Origin of the sequence: Tolypothrix sp. VBCCA 56010, from assembly GCF_050875635.1 — a bacterium.
Taxonomy (GTDB): domain Bacteria; phylum Cyanobacteriota; class Cyanobacteriia; order Cyanobacteriales; family Nostocaceae; genus Hassallia.
In genome coordinates this window covers 46,904-66,003 of the sequence record NZ_JBPAOH010000016.1, presented here as the reverse complement: position 1 = coordinate 66,003, position 19,100 = coordinate 46,904, and the positions used below count along the sequence as shown (strand labels likewise).

General features: G+C 39.4%; 16 protein-coding genes and 1 CRISPR repeat array (1 of these 17 cut by a window edge). Of the genes, 1 reads left to right on the top strand and 15 read right to left on the bottom strand.

Annotated elements, in window-relative coordinates:
* Positions 1-34: 34 nt before the first annotated feature.
* Complete coding sequence (locus tag AABK37_RS08125) at positions 35-781, bottom strand: phytochelatin synthase family protein (RefSeq protein WP_432551079.1); 747 nt, start codon at positions 779-781, stop codon at positions 35-37.
* A gap of 103 nt (positions 782-884) precedes the next feature.
* Between AABK37_RS08125 and AABK37_RS08120 the strand changes: the two genes are divergently transcribed.
* Positions 885-2,018, top strand: coding sequence for an aminoglycoside phosphotransferase family protein (locus AABK37_RS08120; protein ID WP_432551078.1), 1,134 nt, complete (start codon positions 885-887; stop codon positions 2,016-2,018).
* Positions 2,019-2,564: 546 nt separating this feature from the next.
* On the opposite strand, the gene AABK37_RS08115 is transcribed toward AABK37_RS08120, so the two are convergent.
* From AABK37_RS08115 to cas10, 14 genes are all read right to left on the bottom strand, one after another.
* On the bottom strand, positions 2,565-2,633 hold the full coding sequence (locus AABK37_RS08115; protein WP_432551093.1) for a DUF6887 family protein: 69 nt from the start codon (positions 2,631-2,633) through the stop codon (positions 2,565-2,567).
* Positions 2,634-2,683: 50 nt separating this feature from the next.
* Positions 2,684-2,839 carry a DUF6888 family protein gene (locus tag AABK37_RS08110; protein ID WP_432551077.1) on the bottom strand — a complete coding sequence of 52 codons (156 nt, stop codon included), beginning with the start codon at positions 2,837-2,839 and terminating at the stop codon, positions 2,684-2,686.
* Between the two features lie 102 nt (positions 2,840-2,941).
* Entirely contained in the window at positions 2,942-5,203 is a 2,262-nt protein-coding gene (locus AABK37_RS08105) for an NHLP family bacteriocin export ABC transporter peptidase/permease/ATPase subunit (RefSeq protein ID WP_432551076.1), read from the bottom strand.
* An 85-nt stretch (positions 5,204-5,288) separates the two neighbouring features.
* Positions 5,289-5,480: a hypothetical protein gene (locus tag AABK37_RS08100; protein ID WP_432551075.1), complete on the bottom strand. Its 192-nt coding sequence runs from the start codon at positions 5,478-5,480 to the stop codon at positions 5,289-5,291.
* Between the two features lie 41 nt (positions 5,481-5,521).
* Positions 5,522-5,692: a hypothetical protein gene (locus AABK37_RS08095; protein WP_432551074.1), complete on the bottom strand. Its 171-nt coding sequence runs from the start codon at positions 5,690-5,692 to the stop codon at positions 5,522-5,524.
* A gap of 139 nt (positions 5,693-5,831) precedes the next feature.
* A complete protein-coding gene (locus AABK37_RS08090) occupies positions 5,832-7,499 on the bottom strand; it encodes an NHLP bacteriocin system secretion protein (RefSeq protein WP_432551073.1) in 1,668 nt (555 codons plus the stop codon).
* Positions 7,500-7,737: 238 nt separating this feature from the next.
* The gene (locus AABK37_RS08085) at positions 7,738-8,916 is read right to left on the bottom strand and encodes a putative CRISPR-associated protein (RefSeq protein WP_432551072.1); all 1,179 of its coding nucleotides are present in this window, start codon (positions 8,914-8,916) and stop codon (positions 7,738-7,740) included.
* A gap of 17 nt (positions 8,917-8,933) precedes the next feature.
* Entirely contained in the window at positions 8,934-9,695 is a 762-nt protein-coding gene (gene cas6 / locus AABK37_RS08080; protein ID WP_432551071.1) for a CRISPR system precrRNA processing endoribonuclease RAMP protein Cas6, read from the bottom strand.
* Positions 9,696-9,726: 31 nt separating this feature from the next.
* Positions 9,727-11,010: a protein kinase domain-containing protein gene (locus tag AABK37_RS08075; RefSeq protein ID WP_432551070.1), complete on the bottom strand. Its 1,284-nt coding sequence runs from the start codon at positions 11,008-11,010 to the stop codon at positions 9,727-9,729.
* 27 nt (positions 11,011-11,037) lie between these two features.
* Complete coding sequence (csm5, locus tag AABK37_RS08070; RefSeq protein ID WP_432551069.1) at positions 11,038-12,309, bottom strand: type III-A CRISPR-associated RAMP protein Csm5; 1,272 nt, start codon at positions 12,307-12,309, stop codon at positions 11,038-11,040.
* 85 nt (positions 12,310-12,394) lie between these two features.
* Positions 12,395-13,468 (bottom strand): type III-A CRISPR-associated RAMP protein Csm4, encoded by a 1,074-nt coding sequence (gene csm4, locus AABK37_RS08065; protein WP_432551068.1) that lies wholly within the window; start codon positions 13,466-13,468, stop codon positions 12,395-12,397.
* 2 nt (positions 13,469-13,470) lie between these two features.
* On the bottom strand, positions 13,471-14,448 hold the full coding sequence (gene csm3 / locus AABK37_RS08060) for a type III-A CRISPR-associated RAMP protein Csm3 (protein ID WP_432551067.1): 978 nt from the start codon (positions 14,446-14,448) through the stop codon (positions 13,471-13,473).
* Positions 14,449-14,499: 51 nt separating this feature from the next.
* A complete protein-coding gene (csm2, locus tag AABK37_RS08055) occupies positions 14,500-15,048 on the bottom strand; it encodes a type III-A CRISPR-associated protein Csm2 (protein ID WP_432551092.1) in 549 nt (182 codons plus the stop codon).
* Positions 15,045-17,342, bottom strand: coding sequence for a type III-A CRISPR-associated protein Cas10/Csm1 (gene cas10 / locus AABK37_RS08050; protein ID WP_432551066.1), 2,298 nt, complete (start codon positions 17,340-17,342; stop codon positions 15,045-15,047). Before cas10 ends, csm2 begins: the two co-directional genes overlap by 4 nt.
* A 285-nt stretch (positions 17,343-17,627) precedes the next feature.
* Positions 17,628-19,100: direct repeats of the CRISPR family, unit length 36 nt; unit sequence GTTTCCATCCCCGTTAGGGGTAAGTGGTTTGTAAAG (it continues 941 nt past the right edge of the window).

Genomic DNA, 19,100 nt, shown 5'->3' with positions numbered 1-19,100 from the left:
TTGAACCTTTGTCTCTACATGGTCTTGAATAATGCTATCTTTTAACTATTAAATATCCGCGTGTTTGACTCGAAATAGCATCACCAGTGTTCATTGCATTCCAAAGCATTGTGGCTCTTACCCAAACAGGAGGATATTTGTAACTTGATACATCTTCAATCAGAAATTTATCTGTTTTTTCGTGATATGCTGCAATGGGGGAGATATGTCCGCCTCCGATTTGACCTATTGCCGAACGATTATAGTTAACGATAATAAAATCATTATCATTTTTTAGATTAGCTTTTGCTACCGCACGAAACTGTTCTAGTGTGGTAGTTGATGCATGATATACCTCAACTTTGCGGTTGTGACTTTGTAGGAGGATTGCTAATTCGTCAAGCGACATTCCCAGAAAAGTAACTAAGTAAGGTGAGCGAATGCTTGATGCAGTGCTAGTAAAGAAAGTATCCTGAGTCAGACGTTGGTACGTACTTTGATGACTTCCCAAAGCGTTAAGAACCATCACCCCACTAGCAACACCACAATAAGCAGGACGCTTCTGAGTTTCAAAGTAAGTATTAAGTAGGCTGTAGTCTTTTCGTATTTGGCTCTCACTTAGTAATTTTTTGCCCATTGGTGATTCTAACGAAATCAGGTGTTCGGGAAGTGACAATCGATTAATAGACGGTGGAGTGAACGCATAATATCCTACTGCTGCTAAACCAGTGATACCTAATAATCCAGCAACGGTAGTCACTTTCGCAGCAATTTGTCGGACTCGATACTTTGCATTCTTCATTTAAACCTGCACAAAAAAGGTAGGATTACCATAAATTTATGTTATTTTTAATATAAGTATACATTTTGCTATTTTGCCTGGGTAGTCTTATTTAAGCGTACTTATGCCATTTTTGTTAAATTCCCATAATGTTTTCGAGTATTTAGTTGAGCTTGGCTTGTGCAATAATTCCGAACAAGCAACCAGTAAGGTAGAGTTAGTTGTAACTAAAAATTTTGACTTATTAGTAACTTTGAGTGACAGTCGTAAGCTTTTGGTTAAGCAAGAGCGGCATAAACAAGGGAAAGCAGCGGGTGAGTTTTTGGGTGAGTGGGTGCTGAAAGAATTTTTACAGCGATTTTCAGAACTCAATCACCTACGCTTATTTTTGCCAGAGGTGCTGCATTTTGACTTATTGAATTCTATTATTGTCCAGACTTACAGAGATGACTATCGCGATTTAAGTGATTTTTACCAAAAGGAAAATAGCTTTAACAGTGAAATCGCCACGGCAATTGGTACAATTGTTGCAACTATTCATCGTGACACTTTCAACCGCCCAGAATATGAAGAATTTTTCCACAAAAATTCTTCATATTCTGCTTCTGATTTTGTAAAGAAGGCGATCGGCATGTTAGAAAGGATTTCGCCAGAAATTTTTGGTTTGGTGCCAGATGACGGGTTGAAGTTTTTTGCTCTCTACCAGCGGTATGATGATTTGGGGCAAGCGATCGCCCAATTAGGTAGCACTTTTACGACCAGTTGTCTTACCCACAATGACCTAAAGCTGAATAATATTCTTCTGCACAGCAATTGGCAGCAAAACGGTACGAATATTATACAACTGATTGATTGGGAATTTTCTGCTTGGGGAGACCCAGCAATGGATTTAGGAAATCTCATTGGTAGCTATGTGTTTCTCTGGCTGGGTAGCTTAGTTATCAGCAAGTCTTTAAGTCTTGAGGAATCTTTAGGCTTGGCGATAACGCCAATGGATCTGCTTCAGCCTTCAATTGTTGCATTAGCTAGTGCTTATGAGAAGACGTTTCCCGAAATTTTTGAACATCGCCCCGATTTCTGGCTGCGAGTCGTGCAATTTGTGGGTTTTGCTTTGATTCTACAGATTCTGTCAACAATTCAGCATCAAAAATCTTTTAGCAATACGGGTATTGCTATGATGCAGGTTGCGAAGACATTATTATGCAATCCACAACAGTCGATGAGGGGGAACTGGATGAGGGAGAACTTAGGGCAGTAGTTGGCGGCTACATAATATATCGATCATCCGTTGAAGTGGCTCTTAAGGCTTATGAAGCAGCTAAATTACAAGCAGAGGCAAAAGTATAACTGTAGGGGCAGCTGAAGGTGGATATAGAGTAGGAAGGCGGCTTGGCGGTTGACTCTAATTATACCTAAACGTGCATCAAAAACACAACGCTCGATTTGTTGTAACAAACTTCTTTACCACTTCTGCCACTTGTAGGCATTCTGATACCACCGAGCTGCTCGTTTAAATGTCAATTGACCAGGTGAGCATTTATCTTTAACCTTATTCCGGCTAATTTTATGACCAGCTAGCAGCTTACTTCCCCAGTAAAACTTGCTAGCTGGTTTTGGTTTTGGTTTACGTCGTTGACACTCCCCTCGGTACTTTTTGGCACATTCATCTAAGATTTTGCCACTGAAGTATAGCTTTACGACTCACTTTGATTTAACTTAGATTTAAAAATAGCTTCGACTTCCTCATAAGACATATCGTAGGGATAAGGATAAACTTTAACATTAGGGTTGCGGCGGTTAATGCTTAGGTTCTGATGGCTTCATCATCAGTCGGATGAGTTAAAATATATTTTTTCAATTCCTTACGGGTCATTTGTTTAAAATCAGGTTTCGTCATCAGTATTAAACTCCCAGTTTCCGTTTTCATAAATGGTAATTTCTAAGCTTTCCTCTCTCCGGTGCAATTAAGAAGATGTATTTTTGCAGAGGATGGTATCTAAACAACAAAATTGGTTGCAAAAATAGCGAAAGTAGTTGACAGACAAAGATAGCAGTATCTTTTTGCTTTTCAGTAGGCAATGACTTACTGTTTGCTTTTTTTGACTACATTTACAGATTTATCTTATTAACAGTTCACCTCAGCACCAAAATAAACCGCCTCCTTTGCCTTTCCATCTACAATTATCCTTCAGTACGCAGTAAGCTGGCATATTTCCCCCCTGAGTGCCACAACTCCTCATGCGTACCCCGCTGCACGACTTTCCCCTGCTCCAATACAATAATTTCATCACAATCGCGAATTGTACTGAGTCGGTGCGCTACCACAATACAAGAGCAACCACGCCGCCGCAAATTTTTATCAATCATCAATTCTGTTTGAGCATCCAGCGAACTTGTTGCTTCATCCATGACCAAAACTGAGGGATTTCTTACTAAAGCGCGAGCAATTTCTAAACGTTGGCGCTGTCCACCACTGATGTTCATTCCCCCTTCAATTAGCTTGGCATCATATCCTCCAGGCAGAGATAAAATTAAATCGTGAATAACTGCATCAGAGCAAGCCTGCACTAAGTCAGTTTGTGATACCGTCGAATCCCATAAAGTAAGATTTTCCCGAACCGTCCCAGCAAAGAGAAAGATATCCTGTTCTACCATTGCCAAAGAGTTCGCCAAAACAGAGCGAGGAATCTGGGTTCTCGGTACGCCATCAAAGCAAATTTCCCCTGACCAAGGTTCGTATAAACCGCAAACTAGCTTGGCTATTGTAGACTTGCCAGAACCACTACCACCTACTATTGCTACTCGTTGTCCCGGCTTGAGAAACAGGTTAAAGTTCTCAATCAAGGGAGCGTCCACGCGGCTGTAGCCAAAGGTGATATTTTGCAACTCAATGTAGCCCTGTAGTTGGAACGGGTGTAGGGTGTAGGGTGTGGGGTGTAGGGGGGATGAGAGAGAGACTCCTAATTTTGAATTTTGAATTTTGAATTTTGAATTGTTTTCTCCCCCTCCCCTCTGGGCTTCTGCATCAACAGCGTTTTGCAGTACGTCATCAAGGCGGTTTAAGTCAGCTTCTAAATCTTGCAACAAACTGCCGAAATTGACCAGACTGTTGATAGGTTGTAGGAAACTGGCTGTTAAACTTTGGTAGGCAACCAGCATCCCAATACTGAGGCTACCGTTCATCACTCGGAAGCCGCCGACAATTAAAATAGAAGCCGTGGTTAATGCTGTTAAAAGAGTAGGTATTATTGTGAGAATTTGAGTTTGTAAAGCCAATTCTTGCTGGGCGTTGAGTGCTTTGGCATAGTTCCCGGCGAATTTAGCAAATGAGTCAGACTCAAGCCCCGAAGCTTTGATTGTTTCTATAGTTTGAATGCCAGCGATCGCCACTCCATTAACCTTACCATATTCTTGTGCCAGCTTCATATTGGCATCAACACGAGTTTGCGATAGCCACTGGAGGGCGAAAAAGTTGATTGCAGCAAAACCAACAGCTACACCCGTTAGTACAAGGTCATATTGAAGCATAATTAGAAAGTAAAAGACTATCATCACTGCGTCGATGACGGTAGTGGCAAGGCGACCTGAGAGTATATCTGCGACTTTATCGTTAAGTGACACCCGACTGCTAATTTCACCCGCGAAGCGTTGAGCATAAAACCCAACTGGCAAGCGGAGAATATGCCAGAGAAACTGCCCTGACAGCGTGACTGACAACTTCAGCATCAGCAAGCGCAGGTAGGTAAGCCGCAGTCTGGCAAGTAGTGCCTGTAGTACACCAGTGAGAACCATTCCTATTACCAGCGGTCGTATCCAGTCAGTTCGCTCAGTAATGAGAATTTCATCCACAAATACCTGAGTAAAACCTGGCACTGCCAACCGAGGAACTGTCAGTAATAGCCCTGCCAATAAGCAGAAGAGGATACTACCGCGTGAGTGTTGCAAGCGTGAGGCTAAGGCAGTAACAATGTTACTTTTTTGACCGTCTGATTGAAATTCCAGTCCTGGTTCCATCACCAAGACGACACCAGTGTAAGCACGGTCAAACTCTTCTAGGGAAACTGTCCGGCGTCCTGTGGCTGGGTCGTTGAGGTAGACGTGGTTTTTGGCGAACCCTTCCACCACAAGAAAGTGGTTGAAATTCCAAAAGACAATGTAGGGGGAAGGCAGGGTTTTGAGACTTTCCAGAGACTTTTTCAAACCTTTGGCGTTTAAGCCGTAGTTTCGGGCTGCTTTGACGATATTAAAGGCATTGCTACCATCTCGTGAGACGCCACACTCGCGCCGCAATTCTGCCAAGGGGACAATGCGCGAGTAATAGCTGAGAATAATTCCAAGAGCAGCAGCACCGCATTCGGTTGCTTCGATTTGCAGCAGCGTAGGGGTACGGACGCGACGAGTTTGAGGTTTAGATAAAATACTTTTAATAAAGGCAAAAGGCATATTCTATTAATATAAAGTTATAACGTAACAAAAACTGCTGTAACTCATGAGCTACAACAGTTTGAGACATTATTTTAACTCCTAATTAAACTACTTGTTGGCGTTTAATTTCTTGTCTTAATACTTCACATCGTTTTGCAGCTTCTCTTGCTTGTTGTCTGTACTGTTTAGCTTGCTCTCGGTCAGTTAAACATGCAGATGTCGCTTTTTTACTAAATTCGACAGCTTGCTTACTAAGTTCTTTAATACGAGTTCTTAAATCTTCAACTATTTTCATCTTTCCTCCAGTTCTGAGATAATAATTTCTAAATTTTCTACTTATTCATAAAGTTTATCGGCTCTACTAACTAATAAGCTAGCGTCTTCATCATCATTATTTGCTACCGCATTATCATGAGCTATGTATAACTCTTCAACGATTTGGTGTAATTGTGCGTAAGCTTTTAGTAATGCGTCAAGTGTCGTTTGTTTCAATCGTCTCACTCTCATGCCTTTTTGCTGTTGCTCTCATCGTAATCCTGTTTGGTCTGCTTATGATGCCTTTAAAGTAAAATAACTAAATATACATAAATTATTCCATGTTAAATGTAGCAATTATAGGCAGTGGTATTTCCGCCAGCATATTCTATTAATATATGCCCGTCCAAGAGCGAAATATAGGAATAATGTAAGAGATAGGTGCCACTTCTCCAACTTTGACCCTAACTTCCGTAGTCGTACCTGATGAAATTTTAAGTGCTGGTCCATTAGAAGAAGACCATTTGTAACCGCTGACAGTGTTTGGGTCTTTTTGTAGTTGGACCTGAACTTGCACGCGAGCTGCGTTATTATTGGCAAGGCTACGAGCTAAGTCTTCGTTACCGACTTGCGCTGTGATATCTTGAGTTGTCACGGGAAAGGGAGAAACGTTCGTTACTACCCCAACAATTCCACCAAAGCGATCGCGCTTGACAACGCTGGGTGTGACTTGTACACTCATACCAGGTTTTAGAAGCTTGCCATCTTTATCAGCAAAGTAAACAAGACTGGACAGTTTGGTGTTGGGGTCTTCTGCTTCAATCGTCCCAATCCGGGTACCTGCGCTGACAATTTGACCGGGGAGGACACCAACTGACAAGACGCGACCATCATATTTGCTGATAATTAGTCCAGACTGAGTTAATTGCAGTTTTAAGGAAGCAATCTTGCGTCTAACTTCCTGAATTTGATTTAATTTGCCTATGGACTTTTCTAAGTCTTGTTGAACTAGTTTGGTTTTTTGGGCTTCAATATCTTTAATTTTGGTTTTAATATCGTCAAGTTTATTCAAATTTTGCAGATACTCCCGGTCGGCATTGGTTTTTTGAACTTTAATTTCTTGAATGTTATTTTTGATATCGTCAATTCTATTAAGATTTTGTAGATATTCCCGTTCGCTCGACGTTTTTTGAACATCAAGGTCTTTGAGTTGTGTTTGAATATCCCCCAGTTGCGTCTCTTGGTTCAACAAGTCCTGCTGGGCTTGCAGCAGTACATCCTGACTAATCACTTTCTGTTGAAAGAGATTACGACGAGTTTCAACTCGTTGTTGCAAAGTTTGCAGTAATGAGCTAATTTTTGATGAGCGCTCTAAAAGACTTTTGCGTTTTTCTGCTAGCGCGGCGAGAGTTTGTTTGTACAATACTGGCTCGACTTTTTCTCTTGACAGGCTTTGCTCAAGGCTTTGTCGTTTTTGCTCTAACGCTCTTAAAGTCTCGGAGTGTAGCGTTGGTGCTACTGACTCTCGACGCAGGCTTTCTTCAAGGTCTTTTTGCTGCTGGTCAAGGGTTCTTTGTTGCAGCGCTATTTGTTGCTTTTGCAGTCTATCTGTGTCTTGGTTCTGTTCTTGCAACTGGGTAAATTTTGCGTTTTCTTGTTGTAGTTGTTGCCTAATATTAGATTGATCTATGGTGGCGAGTACTTGACCCTGCCTAACGACATCTCCTGGCTTGATGTTTAGGGTTAACAATTGACCGCCGCCAAGTGCTTGAAATTGTACCACATTACGAGGTCGAATCAACACGCCAGAACCTGTGACGGTGAGGGGAATTCGCCCAACTACACTCCAGATGCCAGCTACAGCTACCACTAAGCCCATAGAAACCAAGGGCACCCAGGCTTGACGGCTGACTACCTGCATCAGTCGGTCAAGCTGTTCTGGAGAGTTCAAGCGTTCTAAGGCTTCTTCACGGAAAAGTTTTCTGGCTTTATTGGGCATTTTTACCGATAGTGGACTTAGTTGATAAAGAGAAATATAGTCTTTGGGTGCGAAATGCAAAGAATTCGCTCAATATTATTGATGTTGGCGGTAAGATTTCTGAGGTTTAAGAGCGAATATTTATGCTTTGGTGTGAGTGAAGACATTATTCTTTATAAATATAAAAACCTGATTAAGATTCAGATTTATGTATATTCATCATATATTCATCAATTGACCTCGGTAGATTTCCGCAAACTTAATAAATAAAATTTGAAACTTTTCCCAGACTTTGACTTAAGTCAAAGTCTATCCCAGCCTACAAACTGTAGATAGTTTGGTTCAAATCTGCAATGCAAGCTTCTAACTGTCCAGAAGTAGTAGCAGATGTTTCAACGAAAAATTTCACTGTCCAAGTACCATTACTGAAAATACCTTCGATAGCTTCTTTTTTTAAGCGAAACAATGGAGTTGACGATAAATCTGGGTTCCAATAATCGGTACGACAAGCGCGGACATAAGGAAAATCAGAGACTATTTTTTCTAGGAAATTAAGAATTGGTGTGCGTGCATTTCCCCAAGAGTGATTAGGTAAACTTGGTGGTTGTTTTTGATTGCTGGGAACACTTGGAGGAAGTATCTTGTCGCGGCACGACTGGAAGCGTCCTTTAAAAGTATCATGGAAGATTTGACCTGTTGGAGAAAGTTCTAGAATAATTTTACCATCATTGCATTCAACACGTTCAATCAACGATTCCATTCGTTCATCCCAATCATCCTCTACCTCATGCCATCCTAATATTTCTCCTCGGTCGAGTGCAGTCAGCCATCCGCTTTTTTCCAGCCACAAGCTAAAATCAAGTCCTATTGGCATGGGTGGAAATGCAATAATCTCACTGAAAAACTCGTGCTTATAGTAAACTGGAACACCCAGCGATTGACCCATTAAAACACCAATTGCAATTTGGGCTTTATAGCCACCAGTGGCATTAATGGCACAGTTATCTGGGTGATATTCCTGTACGATACGACTGATTTCTTTAACAAGATTACGAAGTCCTTTAGTACGAAAAAGCTTCGGTTCTTTGTCTTGGAGATATTCAATTTTTCGCGGTTTAGCTATATGTCCTTTGAATTGGTAATAATACTGGAGAATTTTCGCAATATTTTCACCTTCTTCTGTAGCAGAATAACAGAAAAATAGTAAGGATTTATCAGCACAGTATTCGCGTTCAACTAAATCGCTAATCGAATTAATTTCAGCACCACATAGACGTGTTGTCCCAGGTATAGTGTTTAATAATTCAGCGATATGTTTCCAGTTTTGATTTGTTAATGCAGTTTTCAGATTGGTGATTAATTCTACAGATAAATATTGATGGTCTGTTTTTGGTTGTTTGGCAACCCATTCATCGTATTTATCTGGAACTGGAAGTCCAAATAAATTTGGTTTAAATAAACTTGTCCCAACAGTGCAGATTAAAATGTTCTTTTTCATGATAAATACTCCTAATTTTAAAGTAAATTTTTGGTTTGTCCCATTCCTAAACGAGTTTTAATACCCGTCCCGGAAAATTGGGCATATTGAATTAATAAATCTGCAATATTCGCAAGTAAGGAATCAGCACGATTAAAAACTTGTAGTGTTACATCACCAATAAATCCATTGACGTAACCCCTGTGTAACTGAATGCTGCGTGTCTGGATTTTGTGGTATTTCAAAAAAATTGCATTACTTAAATAAGTTATTAATTCATCTCCACCCAAGTACACGGGTGCGAACTTATTCCAACGTTCTAACCAATTGCGAAAGATTAAATTTGGAATTGGTAGCGGTATAGTAATAGCTTGCTGAGAAAATGCAGTGGGTGTGGTAAATTGTAGTTCAAATTGTCGCACTGGTTCGGGTTCATTGGCAACTAAGTTGGTATAAAGTTCTTCATAGCTAGTTATTTTGTCTTCGCGGTTGATAATATTAAATTTTGCGCCTAAAAATTCGAGTGATTCTGTGAGGTTTAAGTTGATAATTGCTTTACTTGCTGTTGACTGTAACCCGCATAGTGAGAGTTGATAAAAATTATCGGGTTGAAAAGTAAAAAAGTCTTGAGTCGTCGTATATAGTCCACAGATACCTGAATAGGATGTAGAAGGTATTCTTTCGTCACCTACTTCTAAACCCAGTTTTTGATGTAATAGTTTAACGAGTTCCAAGTTATAGGAACGAGGTAAAGAACTTGGTTCGGATACGGTTATAGTGAAAGTGGAACGGATTAGCATTTTATGAAATTATCAACTTAATTGTATCAAATTATATCTTTTTATAGTTCAATCTTAGTTGAATTAATTCTTGATAACAATTGGATGCTTCCTGCTCGTTATTAAGTTGTTGGAACGTCAGCATTTTATAATACCAAGCAACTGCTTGATTAGATTGAGAATTAATAACTAAATCAAAACATTCTAGAGCTTCATCATAATGACTAGACTTGTAGAAAATAATTCCTTTATGCAACACTACTTCAGTTGCATTTGGTTTTATATCTAGCAAAGTATTATATGTATCTATGGCTAGATCGTAAAGTTTTAAATAACTGTAAGCAATACCAATATTAAAAATAGCTCGAAAATGTGTAGGTCTGATTTCAATAACTTTTTTGTATAGTAAAATCGCTTCTTCATGGTGTTTTCGGTTCTTGAGAATATTTGCTCGAATATACCATTTTTGAGTGTAGCTATATCTAAAATATTTAGATGGAGTATTTTCTCTATTTATAAAATAAGATGATAAACTGTTTAGATCATTTAATACTTCTGAAGCTGACTGATAACGATCTTTAAAATAACATTTTGTCATTTTATCTATAATGTTAGCAAATTCACAACTGATATGTGCATGATTTCGCCAAATAATTTCACCAGAGTCATAATCTTTTGATGGAACAGAGCCAATAAAAGCTTGAATTCCAATTATACCTACAGCATACACATCACTATAAAATCCTGGTCTACCGTTTGCTTGTTCATCTGGCATATAATCTTCTTTACCAATTACAATTGTTTTGCTACGTTTTGGCTTACCAGTATTATCAATTAATACCTGTTTTACTGCTCCAAAATCTATTAAAACTAATTTGTTATCTTGTCTTCTTTTAATTAAATTATCAGGTGTAATATCACGATGAATCACATTATTCTCTTGTATAAATTTTAATATTTCCAGAATATCTATTAATAAAAAATAAATTTGTTGCTCATCGAGATTTCCATTGCTTAACTCTTCACTTAGTTCATATCCTTCTATGAATTCTTCTACTAAATATAATTGTTTGTCTTCTTCAAAAAAATCAAACAGTTTGGGAATTCTATCATTTTCTCCTAAAAACTTAAGGGTTTCAGCTTCAGTAGAAAATAATCTTTTGGCTGTTTCCCAATTGATAGGCTTTAGTGGATCTATTGAAGGCTGAAGTTGTTTAACTACATACCAAATATCTCCCGATGATTTTATATCGTGAGCCAAATAAGCTCGACCAAATCCTCCTCCTCCTAAGAGGTCAATAATTTTATATTGCTCACGAATTATCTTTCCAATCATATTTAAAAAAAATAGTATAATTGGTAACTATAAAACTTTTAATTTAATCCAACCTGGTATAAATTTAATTTCACCATCTGCATTTACTACGCTGCGTCTAGACTTGGGTGCTTCAAAATCGGGTGCTTTTAACCCACAAGTGTCTCGAATTTCTTCACGCAGTTCGTCATCAAAAAGTAAATCTACAGTTGTTCCAGTCATTCCGCTACCCCAGCCTAGACGTAAAGCGTAAGGACTTTTTTCTGGTTCGTAAATTTCGCGGATATAATTAAAATCTAAATTTCTGCCAGCGCGAGGATTATTTTTAATATCATTCCAATAGTCATGTTCATAATCCCATTGATCTTGAGCAAATTCTTGACATATTTTTATCAGTTCATTGAGAGTTGAAAATGGTAGTTGCATTTTTTGTTTATGCTTAAACCAAGTCAACATTTCTGTGTCTAAAGTCAGGGTAAATTCAGTGTGAACATTCCGCAGCATTTCTGCATAGATTGAAGCTTTATATTTGGCTAAATGATCGGGGAAGCGGCTGGAAACTATTACTTCTGCGACTACAGAAAAATTAACACGGATTTGCTTTTTTTGTTTAGTAGTAATTCTGCGTTCGATTAATGGTTCTGAATCACTTACTTTCAGCGCACGTAAAAAATCTGTATTTTGACTGCGACCTGTAAATACTCTATCTTGATAGGTGAGCGTAAAATCTGAAAACAAATCCATAAAGAGGTCGTCATCTAAAAATTTATGCTGATGTTTGTTAAGTGTTCCTAACTTAGAACGTAATTTTTTCTCAATTTCGCTAACTCGCTTTTCGGATGGTATTTTGTATTTATCAGCATATTTGAGAAGATGATAAACGATCGCTGTTTTAATTGCACCTTTGATTGATGACCCAGGAATGTATAATTGTCCCATGCCGTTGCGGATCATCGGGCGTAAATCGGTGATGCGTTCCTCGGTTAGTTTCTGACTGATTGCAGACTTGGGAAATATCGCCTCACCATCTGCATCAACAATGTTCCACCACTCATCACCAAATGCTTGTTTTAGCAAGTTTGTGATGTCCTGACGGTCATTTATTGCTTGGATATAGTCGTCTAAAAATCGCCCTCCCTGCTTTTTCAAGGCTTTGGCGATCGCTTCTTGGTTTGGCAGGTATACTTTATTATTTGCATCTACGTATTCAAATGGGCTTAAGCGAGATACAGAGGAACCAATATGCAAAATTGGACTTTCAAGGCGTATCCGTTTTGACTCGTAGGTGTCTGGTTTTTTGAGAATGGGAGAAGCAAGCATTGGGGATTTGGGATTTATGAGTTATGCATTTGGGGAAAATTAAACCGCATTTGCAGAGTTTGCAGAGAAATTTTTAAATTTGGGTTTAAATTTGGACTTTAATTGCTAGGCTGAAGCTGATACCACTGCGATAAATTTTGTGTCTTTTGAATTCGCTAGGGGTGACATCGATAAGTTTTCCATGTGGTTGTTTGGGAAAAACTGAACCTTCAGTAAACATACGTACCATCTGGCGACGAATATTACTTTCAGCTAACCATCCTCCCCGTTCTTGAATTTCGTAGCTGCTAGAATTGGCTGTAATCAAATTTTGGAGTATGGCTTGGTCATTATCCCAGAACATACTGAGTAAACACTGATGGGCGGATGTATCTGAAAATTTAGTAACTGACTGCCAAATCTTAGGTAATTCTAACCATTGAACTTTGAATTGTCCCGCACCACTGGTACGTTCACCACCTATACCTTGTTCGCCTAAAAATTCTAATGCGTGTTGGAGTTGTGTAATTAATTGTTTGTCGTCGCGCTCAATTTGTAGGAGAAAATATAAGCCTGATAGACTTTCTACGTCTTTACCATTTTGCTCCCAGTGATATTGCACAAATCCTGTATGATAAAGGTTGGTAGCGCGTGTAACTCTGTCTACGGCAATTTTGGGTACTTTATCTGTACTAAAGGCGGTTTTATAATCAAATGTACCAGCATTTTTAAGTGCTGTAACCGTGCCATCTTTTTTATTTGTTCTGTCAATTAATTCTTGGCTGTCATCGGTACTAAATCCTTCTGTTTGATACCATCGCTGCCAAATTTCTAGAGGTAGGTAGTTTAGTCCTTTATATGTTTTGAAAAATGCCAAATCGTTGTCTTTGGGATAATTAATTGGGAATTTTAGAGGACGTGGAAGATAAAAAATTGTCCGCTTGTCAACTTCTCGATAGATGAAGGTCGAACTCATCCGCACGGGTGTATTTTGCTGAAATTCCTGTAACAGTTTTTCGACTGCTTCTTTACCAAATAACCGCGCATACGCAGTCACCCAAGCACTAAATAATGTATCCGAACGCACTCGTTCTTTTGACTCCTCCATACCAATACCCAACTCGCCAAAGTGAACAGGCGATCGCCCAAAGTTGAGTTTAACCAACTTCCAAGTTGTCATAATTAACCCCCTGGTGCAAGTTGTCGTTGGATGTCGTCGCGCAGACGTGCAAAGTTTTCTAATAATGCTTGCGTGTTGGCGATGGGTGCAATTTCTTGTAACCCAGATTGACCGGGTGGGGTGTTGGTAATTTGTTGATATTGTGCAAAGTTGCGGTAGGAAAATTGGAAATTTTGGAATAGTACCTTACCGTAACCGCGTGAACCATGTCCCCCAAGTGCATCGTCTTCGAGAATAGCCAGTGCGATCGCAATATTTTGTAAGTCCTCAAATACCTGGTTTGCGTCTTCCACTGTATAAATAAGTTCAAACTCGAATACCGACCCTGCTGGAACTCTTTCTAATTGTCGGGGATTTGCTGCTGCTGTGACGCGATCAATACCGTTTTCAAATTTCCATTCGGTCATATATAAACCTGTGTCAACTTTTTTCAGTTGTTCGGCAGATTCGCGTTGTAAATGACAGTCGCGGACTATTAAACGTGCGGGACAATTGCGACCGCGATTAATTTGGATATATTCTTTACTTTGTAAGGTGCGAGTTCGATTACTTTTATTTTCTTCCCAAAAATCTTGATTTCTAGCTATATCAACTGGCATCCAAAATTTAGAACCACCTGTAGAACCAAATATACGGCTAACTTTGCAAGTACGCGCACCTTCATAGGGAATAATTAAGCCGTCGATTTCTGTGATTCCATCTTCTAAATCATCGCTTTCATAACGATATGTACCGCTACCTCCGGTACGATTGAGGGGTTTATTTAGCAACCGTTCTAAAATTGATCGTAATTTACCTTTAATAGATGAACCAGGAAGGTAGGGATATTTGGTCAGTGGATCGCGAATAACGGGTTTATCAAGTCCACCGATATCGAGGTTTTCATTACCACCACCAATATGTAATCCTGTTTTTACTTCCAGATTACTTTTGATGGTGAATTTACCAAGTAGAGGTTTTTGATTAAGCGATGCTGGCATAGTTATATTTGGGATTTTAGATTTGGTGTTCGTCATCAAAGCTGAATTATCTTACTTTCCTCCTTCGGCTTTGTGATAGGCAATAATCGATTCAATTAATTGAACGAGACGTTCAAAATCTTCTTTGCTATAGACTTTATCAATTGCATCAGAAATAACATCACTTAAAGGTTTGGCTGCACGCTGTCTGGCTGCTGCGTAAGCGAGTTTAGGTTTAAGTAATACAATATCTGTTTCTATTTTGGAAAACCTTAGTTTATCTTTTCGTTTATCAGCATCAGTTTGAATTTTTCTAATTTTATCATCAATTTCTTTATTATCTTTTATATTTAGTTGCAATTTTTGTTTTTCGGCTTCAGCTTGTTCTTGGATTTTTTTGATATTTTCATCATCATCCTGAGTGAGACTAGCTTTGATTTGATTAACAGCATCTAAGAATTTTCGTACTTGATTAGTTTCCAAGCGCTGTTGTTTTAAATAGGGACCAAAATCTTCTGCGTGTTTTACAAGGTCGCGGATAGGGTAGTCTTTTAATCCACCCTGCAAGCTTTTAATTTTTAAAGTTATTTGGTCAACAATTGTGATGTCCGGCATATTTATGGTACACGATTTAATAGTTCAATCCAAGTTGCGATCGCTCGAAAGTAAAGAGCGTTATAAGGATTTTTCAATGATTTACGAAAATCATCATCTTTTAGTACCTCTCTCGGCAATCTAGCTAGAGTATAAGCGATTTTTGGGAGATGTAAATAATAGCGAGTTCCTTTTGCCTCCTCTGATTTCTTAGCTTCCTCCGAAACAAAGTTTTTCAAAGCTTGTTCTTGAATTTGCGCTGTTGCTAGCAAGTTACGCACAAAGTTACGTGAATAGTTTAGTCCAATTTGCTGTGATTCTAAACGTTCAACAAAAGGCATTATCCCTAACAAATTTGGCTTGGCTTCTGACTTTAAATAATCTTGAATATCTGAATGATTTTTTTCAATATCATCAATACCTAACCATTCATCCCACTTAAATACTTGACCGAATAAACACAAGCTATCTCGTCCATTACCTTTGGCAATCTCTTCAGCGTCTCCCGATTCTTCTGCTGCTTGGTAAAGCGGAAATTTGGCATCATTAATACTGACTCCAGCCGATAGTGTTATATCAGGGTTTTGCCCAGTATAAGCGCGGAAGGATTGATAAACATCAAATCCAAAATCAACAACTTCATTCCACGCACCGCTAACAAATAAGTCGTCACCACCCGCGTAAATAAATAGTAAAATTCTGGGTATTTTGTCTACAGTGTCATCTTTATTTGGTAATTGTTTTGTACTTTTAGGAATATTATCCTGACGATTATTCGCCAAAGTATTTAGATATACTTTGAAAAAATAGCTCATTTGGCGAGATAATCCAGCGAGTCGTGGTAATGTTTGATTTTCGCTTAACCCCTTAGCAAAAATTTGTCCCAACCTATCTACATCCATTCGTAAATAACCCATGCGTTTGATACCCCTGGCTTTTTCTGCCATTTCACCCGCAGACATAAAGCTGGTATCTTCTGGATTTTCACCGATTTTTCCCTGCGGATAGTTTCCTAACAGTAAAGGTACACAATTACGAAAACCTTTAAATTTGTAATGTTCTATATCCCAATCATTAACTAATAAGATTGTGTCCGATTTTAAATCTACCTGCTTCCAGTAATCAAATAAATGGTAATATACTGGTTGGTCTGAAAATTCAAATGCCAGTGTATGCAAGGCTTTACCAGGGTTTTTAGCGTGCGATCGCACTATCGCATCCACCCGAAACAACCGTCCCCCCAACCGAAACATATTACGACAAGTTCCACACGCTAACACAGAATCAGGTTCTTTGTCGTTTAAAGGTTTCAAGTTTTCTTCATCATCCCGATGGCAAACTTGACACGGTGTATGTGCAAAATAAGGCTTGAGTAACTCCGATAAATCTTCTATTCTGTCTGCAAATTTACGCGATTTGTACGCAGCTAATTGTTTTGTTGCATCCGTCCAATGTTGTGCAAATTTACCTTCGCTAGCAATATCTGCAATCGGAAACGGTTCTGAACTGTCGAGTGCAAGGTAAACTTGTCCTTGAAATTCTTTTCGCAACCATTGGTTAAACTGTATCCGAACTTGTTTTATAATATCTTTTGTTGCGTCAGTACCTGGTGCTAATATATAGATGTTTCCACCACCCGCATATATAACATTGGTGCGGGGAAGGTTTAATTTGCTAAGTAGTTGCTGGACAACTTCTTCTGTCACCAACTCTAGATAAAAACTACGTGCGCGAAGGGATTTTAACGCACCATCGGAAGATATCGTGTAGATAAATTTCTGAATTCCCGATAAGTCACCCGCAACAATACTAAGTTTAGTTGCGTCGGGATTATTTGCGATCGCACTCGCAACCGCAGCGGTAGTTCTCGCTTTATCTACCAACGCTACATCCGCTTCCCCAAAGCTGATAAAAGAACCGAACTTTTCTAAAATCAGGATTAACAGCGATAAATTTTGCCAATTATTAGGGCTATTTTCCAGAAATTTGATTTCCTTGTGAATTTGCTGTTTTAGTGCTTGTAAGTCATCTGAACTTGGCTTTTCTTCTTGAGGATAAGGGATATTGGGGTTAGAATTGTCAATCGCTTTCGGCAGCCAAAAATGCTGTTTATCTTGACCTTGCGACAGCTTCACCGAGTCAAATAATAACCGTAATGCTTGAGGTTCATCTGACCATTTTAAGTAGTTTTTTGCTTGGGCGATCGCCTGAGAATCTTCAGGTCGAGGTAGCTGTACACCCGACCACTTAGCTAAATAAAATACCGCTTGTTGGATGACTGTTAAAGCTTCTTTATCTGGTGAGATTGGCGAAAGTGTCATGGGCAGTACGTTTTAAACCGACGCATTATATATGATTTGATTTCAAGTGAATCGCACAAGTCATATTTGAGACATCAAGCACATATTAGCGCTTTTCTAGCTTTTATGGCAGAAAATCGACATTTACGCCACAAATGGATACATAACTTATCCGTTTTCTTTTAATTGGACGAATAAATTATCACACAGAGGTGGAAAAGGCGTTTTCCAGTTAGGTAAGTGGAAAAAATAACTATGTCCACAGTGAATAAAGCGGAGGTTAGGCGATCGTTTTTCTAGATTCTAGTTTGCATCCCCGTTAGGGGAAGAGGATTTGTAAACGAAATGAACTATGAAATAAAGATGCCTGAGCTTGCTGATAAAGGGTTTCCATCCCCGTTAGGGGAAGAGAATTTGTAAACACAGGACAAAGACAACACCAAACTGTTGGTGACGTGAATGTGTTTGCATCCCCGTTAGGGGAAGAGGATTTGTAAACTCTTTCCGTTTCTAAACGAAGCGGAGTATGTCCGTCCAATTGCGTTTTCATCCCCGTTAGGGGAAGAGGATTTGTAAACATGGTGAGCAAAGCTATCAAATGGTTAGCATCAGGTGAAGGGTTTCCATCCCCGTTAGGGGAAGAGGATTTGTAAACTTTGTTAAACCTTGCCAACTGCCGAAGAAGGTGTGGGACATATTTCCATCCCCGTTAGGGGTAAGTGGTTTGTAAAGGTTGATTGTCATATGCCATGAGCTGACGATCAAATGTTTCCATCCCCGTTAGGGGTAAGTGGTTTGTAAAGTCGCCGTTATCTACCTGGACGGCGACAAGGTTAAGGGGTTTCCATCCCCGTTAGGGGTAAGTGGTTTGTAAAGGCAATCCATTACGCAACTTGGAAACAAGAATATAAAAAACGTTTCCATCCCCGTTAGGGGTAAGTGGTTTGTAAAGAACGCAACATTGATTGCTAATCCGAGCGCAAATGCAGAGTTTCCATCCCCGTTAGGGGTAAGTGGTTTGTAAAGTCGATTGTAGAGCCTAAAGGAGTAACAAGCCAACAAATTGTTTCCATCCCCGTTAGGGGTAAGTGGTTTGTAAAGACCTGATGCTGCGATTATACCTTCAAAAACAATTTTAACGGTTTCCATCCCCGTTAGGGGTAAGTGGTTTGTAAAGTAAAATATGTGATTCCTTTGATTTTAAGGATATGGAAATGGTTTCCATCCCCGTTAGGGGTAAGTGGTTTGTAAAGTCCCCTTGGAGAAACAGAAACTGGAGAGTTGATGAGAGTTTCCATCCCCGTTAGGGGTAAGTGGTTTGTAAAGCTCTCGGATTGGCTTCTGCAGTTGCTTTGGCTTCATGTAGCGTTTCCATCCCCGTTAGGGGTAAGTGGTTTGTAAAGAATTTTATTTGCAACCATTCTCTGAGAAAGAGTCAAGTTTCCATCCCCGTTAGGGGTAAGTGGTTTGTAAAGTAGTTGTTAGATCGGAATCTACCATTGGGGACTCCTTCGTTTCCATCCCCGTTAGGGGTAAGTGGTTTGTAAAGCGCCTACGACAGTATTGTTGTCAATAGCCTCTACAGGTTTCCATCCCCGTTAGGGGTAAGTGGTTTGTAAAGTACAGCCATATGCAACAATAACAATTCCGATAACGGAGAGTTTCCATCCCCGTTAGGGGTAAGTGGTTTGTAAAGACGACGGGGATCTGGCGCTCATCACTTTGGCAGGTGGTTTCCATCCCCGTTAGGGGTAAGTGGTTTGTAAAGGAGAAGCGAGG